The sequence below is a fragment of the Brevundimonas sp. AVps5 genome (genome assembly GCF_058681515.1).
Genome location: NZ_CM178740.1, coordinates 2749689 through 2766664 on the forward strand (window position 1 = coordinate 2749689; position 16976 = coordinate 2766664).

At 67.5% G+C, this 16976-nt stretch carries 17 protein-coding genes, 1 tRNA gene and 1 riboswitch; of the genes, 6 read left to right on the plus strand and 12 right to left on the minus strand.

The window, feature by feature from the left end:
- Positions 1-3 precede the first annotated feature (3 nt).
- The gene (locus tag ACW18A_RS13905) at positions 4-309 is read right to left on the minus strand and encodes a hypothetical protein (protein WP_492022301.1); all 306 of its coding nucleotides are present in this window, start codon (positions 307-309) and stop codon (positions 4-6) included.
- Between the two features lie 179 nt (positions 310-488).
- Here ACW18A_RS13905 and ACW18A_RS13910 point away from each other — a divergent pair, with 179 nt between their 5' ends.
- Positions 489-1157 (plus strand): hypothetical protein, encoded by a 669-nt coding sequence (locus ACW18A_RS13910; RefSeq protein ID WP_492022302.1) that lies wholly within the window; start codon positions 489-491, stop codon positions 1155-1157.
- 10 nt (positions 1158-1167) lie between these two features.
- Here ACW18A_RS13910 and ACW18A_RS13915 read toward each other — a convergent pair whose 3' ends face one another.
- Complete coding sequence (locus ACW18A_RS13915; RefSeq protein WP_492022303.1) at positions 1168-1407, minus strand: hypothetical protein; 240 nt, start codon at positions 1405-1407, stop codon at positions 1168-1170.
- 286 nt (positions 1408-1693) lie between these two features.
- On the opposite strand from ACW18A_RS13915, the gene ACW18A_RS13920 reads away from it, so the two are divergent.
- Both ACW18A_RS13920 and ACW18A_RS13925 read left to right on the plus strand, forming a co-directional pair.
- On the plus strand, positions 1694-2281 hold the full coding sequence (locus ACW18A_RS13920) for a hypothetical protein (RefSeq protein WP_492022304.1): 588 nt from the start codon (positions 1694-1696) through the stop codon (positions 2279-2281).
- A gap of 100 nt (positions 2282-2381) precedes the next feature.
- Complete coding sequence (locus tag ACW18A_RS13925; protein ID WP_492022305.1) at positions 2382-3428, plus strand: ribonucleotide-diphosphate reductase subunit beta; 1047 nt, start codon at positions 2382-2384, stop codon at positions 3426-3428.
- Positions 3429-3487: 59 nt separating this feature from the next.
- Here ACW18A_RS13925 and ACW18A_RS13930 read toward each other — a convergent pair whose 3' ends face one another.
- The 4 genes from ACW18A_RS13930 to ACW18A_RS13945 form a co-directional block, all read right to left on the minus strand.
- A complete protein-coding gene (locus tag ACW18A_RS13930) occupies positions 3488-3871 on the minus strand; it encodes an endonuclease domain-containing protein (protein WP_492022306.1) in 384 nt (127 codons plus the stop codon).
- A gap of 87 nt (positions 3872-3958) precedes the next feature.
- Complete coding sequence (locus ACW18A_RS13935) at positions 3959-4729, minus strand: molybdopterin-binding protein (RefSeq protein WP_492022307.1); 771 nt, start codon at positions 4727-4729, stop codon at positions 3959-3961.
- Positions 4726-5520 (minus strand): cytochrome b/b6 domain-containing protein, encoded by a 795-nt coding sequence (locus ACW18A_RS13940; protein WP_492022308.1) that lies wholly within the window; start codon positions 5518-5520, stop codon positions 4726-4728. The genes ACW18A_RS13935 and ACW18A_RS13940 overlap by 4 nt, the downstream gene beginning before the upstream one ends.
- A 93-nt stretch (positions 5521-5613) precedes the next feature.
- Entirely contained in the window at positions 5614-6090 is a 477-nt protein-coding gene (locus ACW18A_RS13945; protein ID WP_492022309.1) for a cell wall hydrolase, read from the minus strand.
- A gap of 163 nt (positions 6091-6253) precedes the next feature.
- Between ACW18A_RS13945 and ACW18A_RS13950 the strand changes: the two genes are divergently transcribed.
- Both ACW18A_RS13950 and ACW18A_RS13955 read left to right on the plus strand, forming a co-directional pair.
- Positions 6254-6517 (plus strand): hypothetical protein, encoded by a 264-nt coding sequence (locus tag ACW18A_RS13950; RefSeq protein WP_492022310.1) that lies wholly within the window; start codon positions 6254-6256, stop codon positions 6515-6517.
- A gap of 226 nt (positions 6518-6743) precedes the next feature.
- Positions 6744-8981, plus strand: coding sequence for a glycoside hydrolase family 3 N-terminal domain-containing protein (locus ACW18A_RS13955; RefSeq protein WP_492022311.1), 2238 nt, complete (start codon positions 6744-6746; stop codon positions 8979-8981).
- A 24-nt stretch (positions 8982-9005) separates the two neighbouring features.
- Here the strand turns inward: ACW18A_RS13955 and ACW18A_RS13960 are convergent, their stop codons facing one another.
- The 5 genes from ACW18A_RS13960 to ACW18A_RS13980 all read right to left on the minus strand — a co-directional run bounded on the left by ACW18A_RS13960 (position 9006) and on the right by ACW18A_RS13980 (position 14219).
- Complete coding sequence (locus tag ACW18A_RS13960) at positions 9006-9776, minus strand: ABC transporter ATP-binding protein (protein ID WP_492022312.1); 771 nt, start codon at positions 9774-9776, stop codon at positions 9006-9008.
- Positions 9773-10759 carry a FecCD family ABC transporter permease gene (locus tag ACW18A_RS13965; protein WP_492022313.1) on the minus strand — a complete coding sequence of 329 codons (987 nt, stop codon included), beginning with the start codon at positions 10757-10759 and terminating at the stop codon, positions 9773-9775. The genes ACW18A_RS13960 and ACW18A_RS13965 overlap by 4 nt, the downstream gene beginning before the upstream one ends.
- A complete protein-coding gene (locus tag ACW18A_RS13970; protein WP_492022314.1) occupies positions 10756-11631 on the minus strand; it encodes an ABC transporter substrate-binding protein in 876 nt (291 codons plus the stop codon). Before ACW18A_RS13970 ends, ACW18A_RS13965 begins: the two co-directional genes overlap by 4 nt.
- 99 nt (positions 11632-11730) lie before the next feature.
- Positions 11731-13662: a TonB-dependent receptor plug domain-containing protein gene (locus tag ACW18A_RS13975; RefSeq protein WP_492022315.1), complete on the minus strand. Its 1932-nt coding sequence runs from the start codon at positions 13660-13662 to the stop codon at positions 11731-11733.
- A gap of 153 nt (positions 13663-13815) precedes the next feature.
- Positions 13816-14021, minus strand: a riboswitch (cobalamin riboswitch).
- A 121-nt stretch (positions 14022-14142) separates the two neighbouring features.
- Positions 14143-14219 (minus strand) — tRNA-Arg (locus ACW18A_RS13980).
- A gap of 273 nt (positions 14220-14492) precedes the next feature.
- Between ACW18A_RS13980 and ACW18A_RS13985 the strand changes: the two genes are divergently transcribed.
- Positions 14493-15785 (plus strand): hypothetical protein, encoded by a 1293-nt coding sequence (locus ACW18A_RS13985; RefSeq protein ID WP_492022316.1) that lies wholly within the window; start codon positions 14493-14495, stop codon positions 15783-15785.
- 402 nt (positions 15786-16187) lie between these two features.
- Here the strand turns inward: ACW18A_RS13985 and ACW18A_RS13990 are convergent, their stop codons facing one another.
- Positions 16188-16976, minus strand: coding sequence for an SDR family oxidoreductase (locus ACW18A_RS13990; RefSeq protein WP_492022317.1), 789 nt, complete (start codon positions 16974-16976; stop codon positions 16188-16190).

A 16976-nucleotide genomic window follows, 5' to 3' on the forward strand; every position in this document is an offset into this window, starting at 1 on the left:
TCATCAGCCGGCCGGCAACGGCCCGTAGAAGTCCCTCAGCCATGCCGCGTCGTTCGAACAGACGTGCACCCGCTCCTCCAGCTGCACGATGTAGCCGGCCACGATGCCCTCGCGAGAGTGGACGGACGCGATCAGCCGGGTGACCTCCGCCCGGGTCGCCTCGCCGCCGGCGACGACCTTGGTCCAGTCCACGACGTATTCGGACGGGATAGTCGGGCGCCCGGTCAGCTCGTACCGATCCAGGCTGCTCGCGCTCGTGTTCTCGACGCCGTCGGCGCATTGAACGCCTCCCCCGCTTGACTCGCGCAACAGTTGATAAGACCTTCTCTGCATAACGTTGATCGGGGCCCGAAATGTTGAAGCTGTCGTCCGTGTTGGTTGCCGCAGCCCTTGTCGCAAGCTGCGCAACGCCCAACCCGCCACCACTTCCTCCGCCGCCTCCCGCGTTCAATCCGCCGCCGCCTCCACCGCCACCGCCACCATCTGGGGTGGCGCAGCAACTCGAGTACGCCGTGTTCGGCCGCGCGACGCTTCTCCCCGGTCAGGACCCCAGCCGTCCGCCCGCTGTGGTTGTCGTTTTGAAACAGGACAACCTCGGTCGAAACACGGCTTTCTGTCAGGCCTTCATGGGTCTCAACCCTGCAAGCGAGATCGCAGCTGACGACCCCGATGCCGAGGTGATCCCGGTCCGCTGGCTTCTGCGGGGTGCGGTCACAGACGAGAATAGCTGCAGCCAGCTCACCGGCCGGTACGATTTCATGCGGGCAAACGACCTTCTGGCCACGGCCAGCCCAACCGCGAGGGGTCAAGGACCGTTCCTGATCGAATATCTACGGGTGGATGGTCGGCCCAAGACCTTTGTGGTCGATCTGTCCGACGTCAAACCCGATGATTTCGGCGGTTTCCCGGGCCAGCTGCGAAATGTCCTCACCGCCCAGGCAGCGGTTGTTCGAGCCGCCGAGGCCGGGACCCCTCAGACGCCGCAGACCGTGGCGGCCCGCGTCGGCAACGTCATTGCGACAGCCTGCAAGGTCCAGGAAAATCCTATCGCAGGCGCCGTGGCGGCCTTCGTCGTATCTTTCCTTCCTGCGGGAACGAAGGTCTGGGAGGGTATCGAAGCTGCGTGCGATCGCATCCTGCCGGATCAGCCCGCCTGACTCTCGGGTTTCAACGACACGCCAACCCCGCCGCCCCGTTCGCCGCGGCCCAGCGGCAGATCCGACCGACGGCCTTCCAGCCATCTTCGCCCCACGCCTCGATCGCGATGTCGTGGCGATCGAGCGCGGCTTCACTGTCGAGGTCAGCCGGGGCCAGCTGCGGCTTGGGCTCGACCCGCAAGTCGGACACAGGCGGGAACAGCGGCTGGATCCGTTCCCTGCTGGCGCAGCCGCTCACGGCTGAGAGCAACACGGCGATCAGAAGGGCGGGCGTTAGGGAGCAAAGAAACCGCATCGGTCATTGCGCGATTTTCAAACGAGCGAGTTCTCAGGCCTGGACCGTGATCACCTGGCGCGAACTGGTCCGCTCCCCACCCCCCGGCGGACCGTCAACGCGTCCGCCTCGGGGCCGGCCGACGTATCCGATGATTTTCAAACAAGGCGCGGATCGACCCGGGACGCCTTTGAATTCAACGCCCGGCTCTGATTAGAGCCTTTATGCGCGCCCTGGTCTGAAACGGGGTGACACTGTCGGCATGACCCATGCCGAACCCCCATCGCGCTCAGCCGAAACCTGGAACCGGATCCGCGCCGACTTCATGGCCGGCGTCAGCGGCCCCGTGCTCGCCGAACGCTATGGTGTACCGCTGCGGACCCTCCGCCATCGGGCGGCTGCCGACGGCTGGCGTCGTCAGGACGACGATCCGCAACGGCGTCGCGACGCCGCCGTGGAGACCGATCCCGAGCTGGCCGAAGTGCTGGAGGACCAGGGCCTCGATCAGTTCCGTCTGCTGTTCCAGCCCCAACCGGACCTCCTGCGGCGGTTCGCCTTTCGCAAGGCGTCGGAAGAAGCGGCCATGGATCGGCCGCAGCAATCCCTGATCTGGCTGCGCGTCGCGGAACGGCTGGAACGTTGCGGCGACCGTATCGACGCCGAGGCGCCGCTCTTCCGGGACATCGACCATCTGCGCGCCGCCTATCTGCGACGGGTGGGCGACCGCCCCGATGCGCAACACCCGTCCCCGGACCCCGACGAGGATTGCACTGTCTTGCACTCCGAATTCGAGGAACAGTGCAAAACCATCCCCCGGCCGACACAAGATGTTGATGCTGGGGATCGTTAATCCTCAACAGGTAGCAATTGGTGCGATTCTGGAGTTCAGTGGCTCCAGTCCCATCCGTTCATCCCGGCCCAGGCCGGGACCCAGTTCCCGAGCTCCCCCCATGAACGCCCACACCCTCATCACGCCCGCCCGCGCCGGCCTGCTGACCCCCTCGGCGGCCTACAAGCCGTTCCGCTATCCGTGGGCGTTCGACATGTGGAAGAAGCAGCAGCAGGTCCACTGGATGCCCGAAGAGGTGCCGCTGGGCGAGGACTGCAAGGACTGGGCGGCGAACCTGAACGACAAGGAGCGCAACCTGCTGACGCAGATCTTCCGCTTCTTCACCCAGTCGGACATCGAGGTCGCGGACAACTACATGGAAAAATACGGTCGGGTGTTCAAACCGACCGAGGTGAAAATGATGCTGTCGTCCTTCGCCAATATGGAGACGATCCACATCGCGGCCTATGCCCTGCTGCTCGAGACCATCGGCATGCCCGAGAGCGAGTTCGGCGCCTTCATGGAATACGAGGCCATGAGGGACAAGCATAACTACATGGGCCAGTTCGGGGTCGAGACCGACGCCGACATCGCCCGGACCCTGGCCATGTTCGGCGGCTTCACCGAGGGGCTGCAACTGTTCGCCTCGTTCGCGATGCTGATGAATTTCCCGCGTCAGAACAAGATGAAGGGCATGGGCCAGATCGTCAGCTGGTCGGTGCGCGACGAGAGCCTGCACTGCGACGGCATCATCAAACTCTACCACGCCTTCAACGCCGAGACGGGCTGCGTCACCGCGTCGGTCGCCGACGACATCGTCGAATGCTGCCGCACCGTGGTCGGTCTGGAAGACAAGTTCATCGACCTGGCCTTCGAGGCCGGTGACGTCAACGGCATGACCCCCGAGGACATCAAACAGTATATCCGCTTCATCGCCGACTGGCGCCTGCGCCAGCTCAAACTGCCCGAGCTCTACGGCGTCAAGGAAAACCCCCTGCCCTGGCTGCAGTCCCTGCTGTCGGGCGTCGAACACGCCAACTTCTTTGAGGCCCGCGCCACGGAATATTCCAAGGCCGCCACCACCGGCGCCTGGCACGGTGCCGAAGGCGTCTGGGGCGAGTTCGACAAGCTGCTGGCCCGCCGCGACATGAGCATGGTCGCAGGGTAAAGCCGAACACGCGTCTCCTCCCCATCGCCGCAGGGCGATGGGGAGGTGGCTCATCGCGATCAGCGATGAGACGGAGGGGGCGACCCGGTCCCAACCCGTGAGCCCGCCACCTCGGCGATAAACGTCAGGACGCCTTCCAGTTCGTCCCTCACATGGAGCGCCCGGATCCTGATCACCCGAACGCCACGCTCTGCCAGCCATTCCGTCCGTCGCCTGTCATGGCGCACCTGATCTTCGACACCGTGAATCGCTCCATCCACCTCGACAGCCAGCCGGGCCGCCGCGCAGTAGAAGTCGAGAATGTAGGGCCCGACCGGGTGCTGGCGTCTGAACTTTAGCCCCGCCAGCCGCCGGCCGCGCAGCGCGACCCACAACCGGGCCTCCGGCGGCGTCAGGGCCGACCGGAAAGACCGCGCGCGTTCATAGCTCTTGCCGTCCGCCACCGCCTCGCACCCTCCGTCTCCTCGCCCAGAAAGGCTCGGAGCCACCTCACCATCCGCCGAAGGCGGACGGGGAGGAGAAGCCTGACTTCAGATCCCGGCGTACCACTCGTATCCTCGGTCTTCCCAATAGCCGCCCTTGCCGCCCTGGATGTCGGCAAAGCTCTCCACTGCCTCGATCCGGCGGATGTATTTGGCCTGTTTGTAACCCAGCTGCCGCTCGACCCGCAGCCGCAGCGGAGCCCCGTTCGGAACCCCGAGGACCTCGCCGTTCATCTCATAGGCCAGCAGGGTCTGGGGGTGGCGGGCGTCGATCAGGTCGATGCTCTCGTAATAGCGCGGCCCGTCCTCGGTCTGGGTCAGGGCGTCGAAACAGTGGAAGACGATGTATTTCGCCTCGGGCTTCAGCCCCGCCTCCTCGAGCAGGGTTTCCAGCCGCACGCCGGTCCACTGCCCGATCGCGGTCCAGCCCTCGACGCAGTCGTGCTTGGTGATCTGGGTCCGTGCGGGGCGCGAGCGGAGCTCGGCCAGCGACAGCGACAGGGGCCGTTCGACCAGTCCGCCGATCTCCAGCCGATAGTCGGCGAATGCGCCGTCCCTCAGCGCCACATAGTCGGCCGCTGCCGGGTCGATCGATCCGTTGGGCTTGAAGAAGGGCGAGATCTCGCGCGCGTCGTACTCCGGGGCCAGCGCCTCGCGCGGGACCAGCAGGCGCTGGGAGCGGCGCGTCAGCGCCTCGGCGGACACCTTCAGCCGTTCACTGAACGACACGCCGCGTTCGCACGCTGCCAGGGCCATCACGCCTGCGGTCGCCAGGGCCCGGCCCAGCCAGGTCCGACGGTTCATCGCCGACGCGCTCATTTCGGTTCTCCATCAGCGGGAGTGGTCGGCTCGATCACGAACCAGCCCGTTATCATCGCCCGCATATTGTTGACGAAGCCCGTCCAGATCACGAGCCCGACGTGGATGACGATAAAGCCCACGATCAGCCCACCCGAGATGAAATGCAGCGTCCGCGCCGACTGCCGCCCGCCCATGATGTCCAGCAGGAACCCGCCCACCGCATTGAACCCCGGCGACATCGACAGCCCGGTGATCAGCATCATCGGCAGGATGACCAGGATCATCGTCACATAGGTCAGCTTCTGGATGACGTTATAGGTCCGCGCCTCATCGTCCTTGGGGAAGTGGAAGCGGGCGTGTTCCTTCACCGAGGGCCAGAACCCCTTCAGCTCCTCCCCCGTCGGCCACAGCCGCCGGCCGAACCGCTTCGAAAGAAAGCCGTAGGCCAGATAGATCAGGCCGTTGATGACGAAGACCCAGGCAAAGAAGAAATGCCAGTGCCGCCCCTCGGCCAGGTTCCGACCCTGCGGGATCATCAGCCAGTTCGGGACCGTCGGGATGCTCAGCCAGGAGTTGCCGAAGCGGGTCTGCGTGCCCCAGTCGAGATGCGGATGGGCCATCAGGATATTCAGCCCGCTCATCACCAGCACCACCACAGCGATGACGTTCAGCCAGTGGCTGATCCGGACCAGCGGCGGGTGCCGGTAGGTGTCGGTGCGCCCTCCGGGCAGGGGGCGATCGGCGTGATCCGGCCCGGCGGGGTCGGTCGTGCTCTCAGCCGTCGGAGCCTCCAGCGTTCCGTCCGTCATCGATTCCCTCCGCCACTCGGCCGGACGGTCTCACGAGACCGACCTTCCGGCAATCTGCCGCCTGCACCAACTACGCAGCCGCGGTCCGGAAGGTTACGCCCCGACGGCACCGCCGCCCGCCGCCGGGCCCTCGGCCGCGCGCCGGGCCTGCTCGACCTCCCACCGTCGCCGGGCATCATCGGCTTCGCGCGCCGCCGCCTCATAGGCCAGGCGATCGCGGGTCGCCTGATCGACGATGGCCTGATGGCGGGCCCGTTCCAGCTCATAGGCCTCCCGATCGGCCTGTTCCTGGTTCTCGGCCAGCTGGTTGCGTGAGGCGATCTCGTCGTTGAGCGCCCGGGTGGTGCGCAGTTCCTCCGGAGTCTGCTCGGAATCGTCGGCCCGGTGATAGGCCTCTCCGTCGTTGACGGGCGGCGGACTGTCGGTGGTCCGGGCCTGGCTCAGCAGCTGGTCGACCTGGTCCGCGGGCCGGGCCTGGGCGGGAGGTTTCTGCGCCTGGACCCGGGCCTGGGCCGCGCCGGCCTCCAGCGCGAAGACCAGGGCCGCCGCCAGTGTCCGGGTGATGATCATGATACTGTTCCTCTCGCGATCCCGCCGCCGCATGCAGCCTCAGGAGCCTGGCCATATCAGGGCGGGCCTTTTGCCGGAACGTCGTTCGCGTCGAAAGGTGGCGCCCGGCTGCGGAGCGGAGTTAAATAGGGGAATTCTACCCCTTCCCCGCGAGTCGCGCCCGATGATCCTCTCCACGAGTTCTGGCGACTTTCCCATTCCGCCGGACGTCGCCACCCGGCTGCCGCAAGTTCCGCCCGTGCCGGACCCCACGGCGCCCCAGTATCGCAAGGCCCGCCGCGCCTTCACCGAATGGCTCGACGCCCAGCCCAGCCACACGATCGACTTCGAACGCCTGCGTCGCTGGCATATTGTCCAGAACCAGCTCGCCGCTGCCGCACGCGCCGAAGGCCGCACCTTCGTGGTGACCGAAGACGGGCTCGACTGACCGGCATCGCCCGGGCGGAGTTCTATGGCCGCATTCTGGTCGCCCGAGGGGAACTTCAATCCCGTGCCGTCGTATCGGCTGGACGCACCTGCAACCGGGTGTGATCTGACTCCTCGCCCTCGTGCGTCTATTTCACGGCGAACCCAGAAGGATTCCAGTATTGAACCGCCCGGTCTATCCTTCTTCGCGTAGATTGGTTCTGGCCATGGCGGCAGCGGGATTGGGCATGTTCGCGAGCAGTGTTGTGGCCGCGCCGCGGATATCGCCCCGGACGTCCGGGGCCGACCTCGACCGGGTCGACACCCTGATCGCGCGCATGACAATCCAGGAAAAGGCGGGTCAGCTGAACCTGCTGGGCGATCCGTTCCGGTTCCGGCCGATGAACGTGAACCCGCTGGACGGCCAGGGCGACCCGGCACGGGTGACCCGGATGATCCGCGAGGGCCTCGTCGGCAATCTGTTCAACGGCGTGGGCGCCGAGGCCGGCCGCCGCATCCAGACGATCGCGGTCGAGGAAAGCCGGCTGGGCATCCCCCTGCTGTTCGCCGCCGACATCATCCACGGGCTGAAGACGGTCTTCCCGGTTCCATTGGCGGAGGCGGCCGCTTTCGACGCCGACCTGGCGCGGCGCACCGCGCGGGCGGCGGCGGTTGAGGGCGCGGCCTCCGGCATCCACCAGACCTACGCCCCCATGGTCGACGTGGCACGGGATCAGCGCTGGGGTCGCGGCGTCGAGGGCGCGGGGGAGGACGTCTGGCTGAACGAGGTTCTGGCCGTCGCCCGCGTGCGCGGCTTCCAGGGCGACAGGGGCCTGGCGGATCGCGATGCGCTTCTGGCCACGCCGAAGCATTTCGCCGCCTATTCCGCAGCCATCGCCGGCATGGACTACAACAGCACTGACATGTCCGAAGCGACGCTGCGCGGCGTCTTCCTGCCACCGTTCAGGGCCGCGTTCGGTGCCGGCGCCCTGTCGGTTATGACCGCCTTCAACGACCTGAACGGAGTGCCCGCGTCCGGCAATCCGTATCTGCTGACCGACATCCTGCGCGACGAATGGGGCTTCACCGGTTTCGTCGTGTCCGACTACACGGCAGAGCAGGAGTTGATCGCCCATGGCTTCGCCGCCGACGGGCGTGACGCGGCCCGCATCGCGCTTCTGGCCGGCATGGATATGTCGATGGTCTCGGGCCTGTTCCTGGAGCACATCCCCGATCTGGTGGAGACCGGCGATGTCCCGCTGGCCCGCGTCGATCAGGCGGTGCGTCGCGTCTTGATGACCAAGGCGGCGCTCGGTCTGTTCGACGATCCCTATCGCGGCTGCGATCCCGAGCGGGAGCGCCGGGTCGTCGGCTCCCGCGAGCATCGCGATCTGGCGCGCGAGGCCGGGGTGAAGTCCATCGTCCTCCTGAAGAACGAGGGGGGCCTCCTGCCACTGAAGCCGTCGGGCCAGAAGATCGCCCTGATCGGACCGTTCGGTGCCGACGTCGACAATGTCTTCGGCCCCTGGACCATCTGGGGCGACGAGACGCGTCGTATCTCGCTTGAGGCGGGCTTCCGCGCGGCCATGGACGAGGAGGCCGACCTCGTCGTGGTCAAGGGCTCCGACGTAGAGGCGGCCCTCCCGGGCGGCATCGAGGCAGCGGTGCTGGCGGCGGCCCGGGCGGACGTCGTGGTTCTCGCCATCGGCGAGAGCTCGCGCATGTCGGGCGAAGCCCAGTCGCGCACCGAGATCGACATCCCGGCACCCCAGCTCGCCCTGGCAGAGGCCGTCGCCGCGACCGGCAAGCCCGTCGTCGTCCTGCTGAGAAATGGCCGCGGCATGGCGCTGTCGGGACCGATCAGGGACGCCGGGGCTATCGTCGTCACCTGGTTCCTCGGCGGCGAGATGGGCCATGCCGTCGCCGACATCGTCTTCGGCCTCGTCTCGCCGTCGGGTCGCCTGCCGGTCAGCTTCCCGCATCGCTCGGGGCAGCAGCCCTTCAGCTACGATCACAAGATCACCGGCCGCCCGGCGAACAACGCCCTGGCGTCGCAGGAGTATGTCGCCCGCTATCGCGAGACGACCAACACCGCCCTCTATCCGTTCGGCCACGGCCTGACCTATGGCGCGGTCACCTATGGCGCGGTCACGCCCGCGAATGGCACGCTGGGCTGGGATGGCGAGGCCGAGGTCTCGGTCGACGTGACCAACACGGGCGACCGTGCGGTCGAGGAGACGGTCCAGCTCTATATCCGCGACCGCGTCGCCGACCTGACCCAGCCCGGTCGTCGCCTGCGCGATTTCCGGAAGGTCGAACTGGCGGCGGGCGAGACGAAGACCGTGGCCTTCACCCTGCGGCGCGAACGTCTGGAATACGTCGGCGCTGACGGTCGCCCGAAGGTCCAGCCCGGCGCCTTCGACATCTGGCTGACGTCGTCGGCCCAGGCGGGCGAACCGGCGACGCTGATCCTCGCCGCTCCGTAGGGGTTCACCGCCCGGCCGCACCGGCTACGCGCGGCGGATCACGTCGATCAGGGGTCCGCCCACACCCCGGGTCAGGGTCGCCTCGACGCCATAGGCACGCCTGAGGACATCCGGCGACAGGGCCGTGGCAGGCGGCTCATCGGCCAGAACCTCGCCGTCGGCGAGGACGATGATCCGGTCGGACAGGCGCAGCGCCATGGAGAGATCGTGCAGGGTCACGATCACCCCCACGCCCTCGTCGGCCAGCCGTCGGAACAGAATGGCGGCGTCCAGCTGGTGCGCCGGGTCGAGCCCGGTCAGCGGCTCGTCGGCCAGAAGCCATTCGGGCTCTCCCGCCAGCGCCCGGGCAATCAGCACCCGCGCGCGCTCGCCGCCTGACAGGGTGTCGACGATCCGGTGTTCGAACCCGGTGACATTGGCCGCAGCCATGGCCCGGTCGACCGCGGCATGGTCCTCCCTGGCCTGACCGCGCGCGCCGATGAAGGGGGTGCGCCCCAGCTCGACCAGGGTCCGTGCCTCGATGGCCCAGGCGATCTCCGGTATCTGGGGCAGGAAGGCCAGCCGCTTCGCCCGGTCGCGCGGCCTCATGTCCGTCAGGGCGACGCCGTCCAGCAGCGCCGCGCCCGAGGTCGGCTCGCACAGGCCCGCCAGACAGCTCAACAGGGTCGACTTGCCGGCGCCGTTGGGACCGACGACGGCGGTGACCTGTCCGGCCTTGATCGACAGGCTGACGGCCGAGAGGATAGACTTGCCGCCGATATCGACGGTCAGGTCCGCACAGGACAGGACGCTCATGCGATCTTCCTCCGCAGACGCAACAGCAGGACCAGGAAGAAGGGTGCCCCCAGCGCAGCCATGGCCACACCCAGCTTCACCTCGCCCGCCGCCGGGCTCATCCGGACGAGGATGTCGCCCGCCAGTACGATGACAGCCCCGCCCAGAATACTCGGAACCAGAAGGGCACCGGGTCGTGCGCCCACCAGCGGCCTCAGCAGGTGCGGCGTCACCAGCCCGACGAACCCGATCACGCCGGTGACGGCGACACTCGCTCCGGCCGCCAGACCCACGCCGAGCGCCAGCGTCCAGCGGGTCTGCGGCATCGAAATCCCGAGCGATCGCGCCCCGATCTCTCCCAGGGTCAGCGCATCCAGAGCCCGGCCGGTGGTCAGGAGCATTCCGCAGCCGACGGCGATGAAGGGCAGCGCCATCTTCACCTCCTCGAAGCTGCGATCCGCCAGCGACCCCATCAGCCAGTCAACGATCTCGCTCACCGCCCACGGATTGGGGGCCAGCGACAGGGCCAGCGACACGCCCGCGCTGGACAGGATGTTCAGGATGGCGCCGGCCAGGACGAAGGTGACGAGGCTCGAGGCCGATCCGGACAGCAGCATCAGGATAGCGACACTGACCAGGGCCCCGCTGATCGCCGCGACCGGCAGGGCCCAGGGCGCGACCGCAGTCACCCCGTAGTAGAGCGTCACCACCGCGCCCAGCGCCGCCATGGCGGAGACACCGAGCACGCCGGGATCAGCGAGCGGGTTCCGCGTATAGCCCTGCAGCACCGCGCCCGAGAGGCCGAGCGCGGCCCCCACGACGATGCCGAGGATCGTGCGCGGCAGGCGCAGTTCGAACACGATGGCCCAACGCGGATCGATGTCCGGCGAAACCCAGGCACTCCACGGCACCCAGACCTTGCCCGCGATCAGGCTGAGCCCGGACAGGATCAGCAGCAGGACGATCAGCCCGGCATACAGAAGCGGTCGGCTCACGGGCTTCATGCGGACCTCGCCAATGCAGCGTCGCGTGCGCGCGACAGGGCCCCCGCCGTCTGGATCAGGACGGGTCCGCCGCAGAACAGCAGCCGTTCCGGGAAGACGGCGCGCTCCATGCCGCCGGCGACACGGGCAAGCGCCGGATGCTCCATCACCCGCTGGGCCCGGCTGGGCAGACCGCGCGAAGGCTCGCCCGACAGCAACAGGTCCGGAGGGTCGGCGATGACGAACTCCAGCGGCACATTGGCGGATCCGCGCAGGCCGTACCGGGCGATGACGTTGTCCAGACCCGCGCGCCACATCATCTCGTCCATCAAGGTGCCGGGACCAGAGGCGAACCCTCCGGGCATGAAGACGAGCGCGGACACACGGCGTGTTCCGGGCGCAGGAGCCGCGGCGGCCAGAGCCGCCTCTATCCGATCGACGACCGCCGCTCCGCGCCCGGGGCGGCCGACGAGGGTCGCCACCTCGCGCACCTGGGCCAGACTGTCGGCGACCGTCTCCGGCACGCTGAACTGGAGGGTACGGATGCCGAGGCGATCCAGGGTGTTCAGCAGAGACGGCGGCGACGGACGCCCCGTCAGCACAAGGTCGGGTTCGAGGGCGATGACCTCTTCCGCCGTGCCGTAGGTGAACGGCAGGGTCCGGGCGATGTCGGCGATAGTCGAGCCATAGCGGTCGCGGGAATAGTGGCTGAGCGCGGCGATCCGGCTCCTTTCCGCGACATGGGCGAGGATCACATCCAGACAGGGATTCAACGAGACGATGCGGCGGGGCTCGACCGGTGGCGGCGACGCCGGCGCGGCGCGCGCAGATCCGAGGCCGAGGCCGGCGGCCAGTCCGCCCGCGACCAGGGCGCGACGATCGGGTGCTGTCATCGATGCGTCTCCTTCCCGGCGGGCCAGAGTGTGCGCCGCCTGTCGGGGACGGCGCCAGAGGGCGCGAACGGACGATCCGTTCGCGCCCGTCGTGTCGACCTAGAACCGGGCGCGGACGCCCACGAAGGTTCCGCGACCCGCGACGCCGTAGTTGGCCGTGGTCGCATAGGTTTCGTCGCCGGCGTTCTCGACCCGGCCATAGACCTCGAGCGTCTCGTTGACCGGCCAGGAGGCGCGCAGGTCGACCAGGGTGTAGGCCTCGAGACGCGTGGCGTTCGAGGCGTTGTCGAAGCTGTCGCCCACATGCTGGACGGCGACCGAGGTCGACAGACCGAACGGCCAGACATAGCCGACGGTCAGGTTGGCGGCCTCTTCCGGACGGCGTGCCAGCTGGCGACCCAGGTTGGCGCCGGGCGTGCGGTTCTCGGTGTTGGTCCGGGTGTAGTTGGCATTGACCGAGAACGACCCGATCTCATAGTCCGCCGCCAGCTCCACGCCGTCGGCCTCGGTCAGGGCAATGTTCGAGTAGTAACCGAAGCGACGCACCCCGTTCCTGTAGCAGAGCGGCGCAGTCGCCGGCGTGGCCGTGCCCGGGCAGGAGACGAAGTCGATCTGGTTGGTCGTCTCACGCGAGAACCAGGTCGCCGACAGGATCAGGTCGCCGTCCAGCAGATGCTGTTCCACACCCAGGTCCCGGCCGTCGGCCTCTTCCGGCATCAGGGCCAGGTTTCCGAACAGGCTGTAGAGCTGGTAAAGGCTCGGCGCCTTGAAACCTTGGCCGAAGCTGGCGCGCAGCACGGTCGAGCCCCCGTTCAGCGCCCAGGCTACAGCGGCCTGGCCCAGGGTCTTGCCACCGAAGGTGTCATGCTCGTCGCGACGCACGCCGCCGGTCAGGGTCAGGCCGTCGACGACCTCGGCCTGAAGCTGGGCGTAGAGGCCGTCGAGACCGACCTCGGCCGCGTCCGCGCCTGCGGAGAACTCTGAATCCTCGTGCTCGGCGCCGAAGGTCGCGGTCCAGCCGTCACGGACCTCCAGCACGCCCTGGTATTCATAGCGCCGGTTCAGGCCCTCGGCCTCGAAGGTAACATTGGACCCGGCCCGGTCAGGGTTCAGGTTCTGGCGATCGGTGCGGGTGTAGCCATAGGCGACGCGATTGTTCAGCCGGCCGTCGAACAGGTCGAAATTCAGGCCCGCATAGGTGACCAGTTCCTTGGTGCTCGAGGTCTCACGCGTGTCGCCGAAAGCAAAGAGGGGTGCCGGGAAGCCGTCGACATCGACGGTCCCGTCCGAATAGACGGCGCGCAGATCGACCGAGACGCCTTCGACGATCCGGATATTGGCCCGGCCGCCCAGGCCGAAATTCTCGTAGCCGTCATCCTCGGTCCCGCGCGCGAAGGCCGAGAAGCCATCGGTCTGGTAGCGGGAGGTGGCCAGCCGCCAGGTGGCGCGCTCGCCGGCACCGCCGACCGAGCCGCGCAGATACCTCGTGCCCCGTGATCCGGCCTCTGCGTCGAGGCTCGTCTGGAAACGACGGGTCGGTTCGGCGGTGACGACATTGACCACGCCCCCGATGGCCTGGGATCCCCACAGGGTCGACTGGGCGCCGCGCAGGACCTCGATCCGCGCGATGTCGCCGACCAGCAGGTTGCCGAAATTGTAGCCACCACCGGTGCCCGACGGGTCGTTCAGCTTCACACCGTCGACGACCGCAACCGTCTGGTCGCTCTCGGCGCCGCGAATGCGCAGGGCCGTGACCGAGCCGACGCCGCCGTTGCGCGACACCGTCACGCCCGGCGTGCGGGCCAGCAGGTCCGACACGACGACCGTCTGGCTGGACTGGATGTCCGCCGTGGTCAGGACGGTGACCGACTGGCCCACGCGGTCGGCGGCCTGGGCCGAACGGTTCGCCGTGACGATGACATCGTCCAGCAGGCCAGGGTCGGTGGCGGAGCTTGCGGTTTGTGCGCTCGCGGCGTTGGCGGCGAGCAGGAGCGCGGTCGTAGCGGCGCTGACGATCAGTTCGTTTCTCATCTGGGTCCAATCCCTCGTTTGACAACGAGCCGGCACGCGAACGGCCGTGATCGGACATCGACGCGCCCGGTCACGACCGCGCAGCGATGCGCGGCCCAACAGACGTCGTCATTCGGGAAAACACCCGTTCCGCCCGGCACACCACGTCCGCGCGAAGGACGACCACGACGGGCAGGTCTCCTGGCTCGCGGGTCAATGCCGGTGCACGTCGCCTTCCCAGGTCCTTTGGTCGAAACCATCGGACCCAGTGGCTAATGACGCGCGGGCTCGCCGCTTACAGTTGCGTGGGCAGCCCGGGTTTCGCACCCGAGTTCCCTTTTCATCCCCATCGCTGGGGAACCTGTCGCAGGTCGGCCAATAGGTCATTGCGCCCGTGACGGCAATGGTCGTGTTCAAGGGCACGCGCGCCTCGCGTGAAGGACCGCACGCCGTCCTGGGCCCGAGCGAAGTCGGCGGGCCTTGCGTCATGTCCAGGGAAAGTGGCGCACCCGACAGGATTCGAACCTGTGACCCCTGCCTTCGGAGGGCAGTACTCTATCCAGCTGAGCTACGGGTGCATCCGTTGGCCTCGCGGCCGGACGAAGGGCCTTACAGCAGGTCGCGTTCGGCCTCAATCCCGGAAAGGCGGGGCCCGGAACGACTTGGCCGAGGCCGCCGGCCCGCCTGGAGCCTGATCCGTTGAGGAGGAATCGCTCCGCGATTCCGCCGATGCGGTGAATCAGGCTCCAGATATGAGCGAGAGCATGACTCACGCCTTCGCCAGAACCGCGTAGCGGTTCTGTCTCAAGCGATCATGCTCTAGCATGCGGCCGTCCTTTCGGAGTCCACCCATGCGTCGTCTTTTCCTGGCCGCCCTCGCCCTGCCCCTGTCGCTGATCGCAGCCTGCGCGACGGCACCGACGCCCGATGCTTCCGGGGACAGTCTGGACGCCGTGGCGCGGGACTATGTCGCCCTGATCCTGGAGATCGGCGAGCGCGAGCCCGGCTATGTCGACGCCTACTACGGGCCGCCGGAATGGGCCGAGGCGGCCAAGGCCAGCCCGCGCGAGGTCCCGGCCCTGATCCAGGGCGCCGCCGCCCTGACCGAAAGGCTGAACGCCCTGTCGACGCGGGGCGCCGAGCCCGCCGTGGCGCAGCGGAAAGCCTATCTGCTGGCTCACGTCTCGGCCGCCTCGGCCCGTCTGCGGATGATCGGCGGGGAGCGGATGAGCTTCGCCGACGAGGCCTATGCCCTGTTCGGCGTCCGGCCCGAGCTGAAGCCGCTCAGCGACTACGATCCCATCCTGGCGCGGATCGATGCCCTGGTCCCCGGCCAGGGACCGCTGGCCACAAGGGTCGCGACCTTCCGCAACCAGTTCGTTATTCCGACCGACCGGCTGCAGACCGTGTTCGACGCCGCGATCGCCGAATGCCGGGCGCGGACACTGCCCCACATCGCCCTGCCCGCCCATGAGCGGTTCACCCTGGCCTTCGTCACCGACAAACCGTGGTCCGGTTACAACTATTTCCAGGGCGACGCCGCCTCGAAGATCGAGATCAACACCGACCAGCCGATCTTCACCGACCGGGCCATCGATCTGGGCTGCCACGAAGGCTACCCCGGACACCACGTTTACAACGCCCTGCTGGAGAAGACCTTTGTCGTTGATCGCGGCTGGGTCGAGATGAGCGTCTATCCCCTGTATTCGCCGATGTCGTTCGTGGCCGAGGGCAGCGCCAACTACGGCATCGACCTGGCCTTCCCGGGCGACGACGCCGAGGTGTTCGAGCGCGACGTCCTTCTGCCCCTGGCCGGCCTGACCGGCGCTCCGGTCCACGAAAAGGACGAACTCAACGCCCTCGTCCGCCAGCTGGCGCGGGCCGAATACACCATCGCCGACGACTATCTGGCCGGACGGGTGAACCGTGAGGACACGATCGCGACGCTGTCGAAATACATGCTGACCACGCCCGAACGGGCCGCCCAGCGCGTCCGCTTCATCGAGGCCTATCGCAGCTACATCATCAACTACGGCCTCGGTCGCGACACGGTACAGGCCTGGGTCGAGCGCCAGGGGCCGGATCGCTGGGAGGGGATGGAGACCCTGCTCTCCAGCCAGATCCTGCCGGTGGATCTTCTTTGAGGGCTCCGGACGGGAAAACACCGTCCGGAGCGTCCGAAGCGATCGGATGAGAGGCAGGCGACTCCGGAATTGGAATCGACAGAGTCGACGTCGGGTTTGCGATTGCGATGTCAAAGTCCGGCGGACAGTGTCTCACGGTTTTCGGAGGCGCCTGCGATAAGGCTGTAAACTGAGTCCGGTCGTTGATCCGATTGAAGAATTCTGGCGATCCGTTGATGGTTATGGTGCGCCTTCCCTCTCCCGGCGGGAGAGGGCTTGAGCGTCCAGGAGCGAAGCGATTGGAAACGCGAAAGGGAGAGGGGTTGGAGCCAACCGGTGAGGGCACGACCCTCACCCTTTCGGCCAGGACGCATCGCTAACGCTCTGCGGGCCTCAAGCCCTCTCCCGGCGGGAGAGGGGCAGTCACTGCGCCGTCATGCCGCCGTCGATCTTGAACTCGGCGCCGGTGACGAATTTGGCTTCATCGGAGGCGAGATAGAGGACGCAGTAGGCCACGTCGTCCGGTTCGCCGATCCGCTTCAGCGGGATGCCGCGCGAGAGGCGTTCGTGGGCCTTGTGCTCGTCGCCGCCGGCCATGGCGATGAAGGGATCCAGGATCGCAGTCTTGATGAAGACCGGATGGACGGAGTTGACCCGCACGTTCCAGTCCATCTTGGCGGCCTCGAGGGCGACGGTCTTGGTATACATCCAGACGCCGGCCTTGGTGGCGTTGTAGGCGCCCATGCCCGTCCCTGCGGCCAGTCCCGCGATCGACGAGATGTTGACGATGGCCGCAGAGCCCGAGGCCCGCAGGTGCGGCATGGCGTGTTTGCAGCCGAACATGACCGAGCGCAGGTTGATCTCGAACTGGCGCTGCCAGTTCTCGGTCGTGTCCTGCTCGCAGAAGAGCAGGACGTCGCCGACGCCGGCGTTGTTCACCAGGATCGACAGGCCGCCCATGGCCTGGGCCGCCTTGTCGACGACATCGATCCATTGGGCTTCCGAGGCCACGTCATGGGTGAAGCCGAAGGCCGAGCCCGGAATTTCGGCGTTGATCCTCGCGGCCAGGGCTTCCGCACCCGCGCCGTTGATGTCGGTGATGGCGACCTTCGAGCCCTCGCGGGCCAGCATCCAGGCGATGGCCTCGCCCAGTCCCTGGGCCCCGCCCGTGATCAGCGCGGCCTTGCCCGCGACCCGTCCTGCCCTGGTCAT

Coding starts and splice junctions, on each gene's coding strand:
- ACW18A_RS13935 (WP_492022307.1), bottom strand. CDS start 4,729: ATGAGCGCGTCGGCGATGAACCGTCGGACCTGGCTGGGCCGGGCCCTG.
- ACW18A_RS13990 (WP_492022317.1), bottom strand. CDS start 16,976: ATGACCAGGGCAGGACGGGTCGCGGGCAAGGCCGCGCTGATCACGGGC.
- ACW18A_RS13965 (WP_492022313.1), bottom strand. CDS start 10,759: ATGAAGCCCGTGAGCCGACCGCTTCTGTATGCCGGGCTGATCGTCCTG.
- ACW18A_RS13985 (WP_492022316.1), top strand. CDS start 14,493: ATGCGTCGTCTTTTCCTGGCCGCCCTCGCCCTGCCCCTGTCGCTGATC.
- ACW18A_RS13960 (WP_492022312.1), bottom strand. CDS start 9,776: ATGAGCGTCCTGTCCTGTGCGGACCTGACCGTCGATATCGGCGGCAAG.
- ACW18A_RS13975 (WP_492022315.1), bottom strand. CDS start 13,662: ATGAGAAACGAACTGATCGTCAGCGCCGCTACGACCGCGCTCCTGCTC.
- ACW18A_RS13950 (WP_492022310.1), top strand. CDS start 6,254: ATGATCCTCTCCACGAGTTCTGGCGACTTTCCCATTCCGCCGGACGTC.
- ACW18A_RS13970 (WP_492022314.1), bottom strand. CDS start 11,631: ATGACAGCACCCGATCGTCGCGCCCTGGTCGCGGGCGGACTGGCCGCC.
- ACW18A_RS13945 (WP_492022309.1), bottom strand. CDS start 6,090: ATGATCATCACCCGGACACTGGCGGCGGCCCTGGTCTTCGCGCTGGAG.
- ACW18A_RS13920 (WP_492022304.1), top strand. CDS start 1,694: ATGACCCATGCCGAACCCCCATCGCGCTCAGCCGAAACCTGGAACCGG.
- ACW18A_RS13955 (WP_492022311.1), top strand. CDS start 6,744: ATGTTCGCGAGCAGTGTTGTGGCCGCGCCGCGGATATCGCCCCGGACG.
- ACW18A_RS13940 (WP_492022308.1), bottom strand. CDS start 5,520: ATGACGGACGGAACGCTGGAGGCTCCGACGGCTGAGAGCACGACCGAC.
- ACW18A_RS13925 (WP_492022305.1), top strand. CDS start 2,382: ATGAACGCCCACACCCTCATCACGCCCGCCCGCGCCGGCCTGCTGACC.